The following is a 2619-nucleotide window of genomic DNA, read 5'->3' as shown; positions in this document are numbered from 1 at the left end:
GCAAACAGGATTAGATACCCTGGTAGTCCACGCCGTAAACGATGAGTGCTAAGTGTTGGAGGTTTCCGCCCTTCAGTGCTGCAGCTAACGCATTAAGCACTCCGCCTGGGGAGTACGACCGCAAGGTTGAAACTCAAAGGAATTGACGGGGGCCCGCACAAGCGGTGGAGCATGTGGTTTAATTCGAAGCAACGCGAAGAACCTTACCAGGTCTTGACATCCTTTGACCACTCGAGAGATCGAGCTTTCCCTTCGGGGACAAAGTGACAGGTGGTGCATGGTTGTCGTCAGCTCGTGTCGTGAGATGTTGGGTTAAGTCCCGCAACGAGCGCAACCCTTATTGTTAGTTGCCATCATTCAGTTGGGCACTCTAGCGAGACTGCCGGTGACAAACCGGAGGAAGGTGGGGATGACGTCAAATCATCATGCCCCTTATGACCTGGGCTACACACGTGCTACAATGGGAAGTACAACGAGTCGCTAGGCCGCGAGGTCATGCAAATCTCTTAAAGCTTCTCTCAGTTCGGATTGTAGGCTGCAACTCGCCTACATGAAGCCGGAATCGCTAGTAATCGCGGATCAGCACGCCGCGGTGAATACGTTCCCGGGCCTTGTACACACCGCCCGTCACACCACGAAAGTTTGTAACACCCGAAGTCGGTGAGGTAACCCTTGTGGAGCCAGCCGCCTAAGGTGGGATAGATGATTGGGGTGAAGTCGTAACAAGGTAGCCGTATCGGAAGGTGCGGCTGGATCACCTCCTTTCTAAGGAATATTACGGAAACTTACACATTCGTCGACACTTTGTTCAGTTTTGAGAGGTTTACTCTCAAATTAATAAGTACCACGGGGCCTTAGCTCAGCTGGGAGAGCGCCTGCTTTGCACGCAGGAGGTCAGCGGTTCGATCCCGCTAGGCTCCATTAGTAACCTTTGTGTTGCTAGTATTGTTCATTGAAAACTGGATATTGAAGTAAAAAAAGTAATCAAAACAAACCGAGAACACCGCGTTGAATGAGTTTTTTAAGTAAAATAGTTCGAATGCTTATTTTATTGGTGACGCCTCTATCGCTAGAGAAACGAACCAAACAATTGACCGTAAGGTCATAAGGTTAAGTGAATAAGGGCGCACGGTGGATGCCTTGGCATTAGGAGCGATGAAGGACGGGACTAACACCGATATGCTTTGGGGAGCTGTAAGTGAGCTATGATCCAGAGATTTCCGAATGGGGAAACCCAACATCTTTTATAGGATGTTACTTTCCAGTGAATACATAGCTGGTTAGAGGTAGACGCAGAGAACTGAAACATCTTAGTACCTGCAGGAAGAGAAAGAAAATTCGATTCCCTGAGTAGCGGCGAGCGAAACGGGAAGAGCCCAAACCAACAAGCTTGCTTGTTGGGGTTGTAGGACTCCGTTGTGGTAGTCTGTCAAGATAGTCGAAGRACCTGGAAAGGTTCGCCAAGTGGGTAATAGCCCCGTAGACGAAATGTTGGCAACACCTAGGAGGATCCTGAGTACGGCGGAACACGAGAAATTCCGTCGGAATCCGCGGGGACCATCCCGCAAGGCTAAATACTCCCTAATGACCGATAGTGAACCAGTACCGTGAGGGAAAGGTGAAAAGCACCCCGGAAGGGGAGTGAAATAGATCCTGAAACCGTGTGCTACAACAAGTCAAAGCCCGTTAATGGGTAATGGCGTGCCTTTTGTAGAATGAACCGGCGAGTTACGATTGCATGCGAGGTTAAGGTGAAGAGCCGGAGCCGYAGCGAAAGCGAGTCTGAATAGGGCGAATGAGTATGTAGTCGTAGACCCGAAACCATGTGATCTACCCATGGCCAGGTTGAAGGTGTGGTAAAACGCACTGGAGGACCGAACCCACGTACGTTGAAAAGTGCGGGGATGAGCTGTGGGTAGCGGAGAAATTCCAAACGAACTTGGAGATAGCTGGTTCTCTCCGAAATAGCTTTAGGGCTAGCGTCGAAGTTAAGAATGATGGAGGTAGAGCACTGTTTGGACTAGGGGCCCATCTCGGGTTACCGAATTCAGATAAACTCCGAATGCCATTCATTCATATTCGGCAGTCAGACTGCGAGTGATAAGATCCGTAGTCGAAAGGGAAACAGCCCAGACCACCAGCTAAGGTCCCAAAATAACTATTAAGTGGAAAAGGATGTGGGGTTGCACAGACAACTAGGATGTTGGCTCAGAAGCAGCCACCATTTAAAGAGTGCGTAATAGCTCACTAGTCGAGTGACCCTGCGCCGAAAATGTACCGGGGCTAAATAGTTTACCGAAGCTGTGGATTACACCTCTGGTGTAATGGTAGGAGAGCGTTCTAAGGGCGTTGAAGGTCGATCGTGAGGACGGCTGGAGCGCTTAGAAGTGAGAATGCGGTATGAGTAGCGAAAGACGGGTGAGAATCCCGTCCACCGTATGACTAAGGTTTCCTGGGGAAGGCTCGTCCGCCCAGGGTTAGTCGGGCCACCGCCCATTTTTCAACGGCTACTGGAATCAACGTTAAACCAATAACTGTAATGACCGTTCCTGTTACTAACGGTGGGAACAATTTCTTGATTTTCGAGAATATCCCTGAAACCAATACCACAAAAATACC

At 49.6% G+C, this 2619-nt stretch carries 1 tRNA gene and 2 rRNA genes; all 3 read left to right on the top strand.

Annotated elements, in window-relative coordinates:
• Positions 1–765 (top strand): 16S ribosomal RNA (locus tag V192_RS0118730); the annotation flags it as partial.
• An 83-nt stretch (positions 766–848) separates the two neighbouring features.
• A tRNA-Ala gene (locus V192_RS0118725) sits at positions 849–921 on the top strand.
• A 187-nt stretch (positions 922–1108) separates the two neighbouring features.
• A 23S ribosomal RNA gene (locus V192_RS21705) occupies positions 1109–2619 on the top strand; the annotation flags it as partial.

The sequence above is a fragment of the Enterococcus crotali genome, from assembly GCF_000633635.1.
Taxonomy (GTDB): domain Bacteria; phylum Bacillota; class Bacilli; order Lactobacillales; family Enterococcaceae; genus Enterococcus_L; species Enterococcus_L crotali.
Note: the sequence above shows the minus strand (reverse complement) of the source record. Positions and strands in the feature narration are given on the sequence as shown.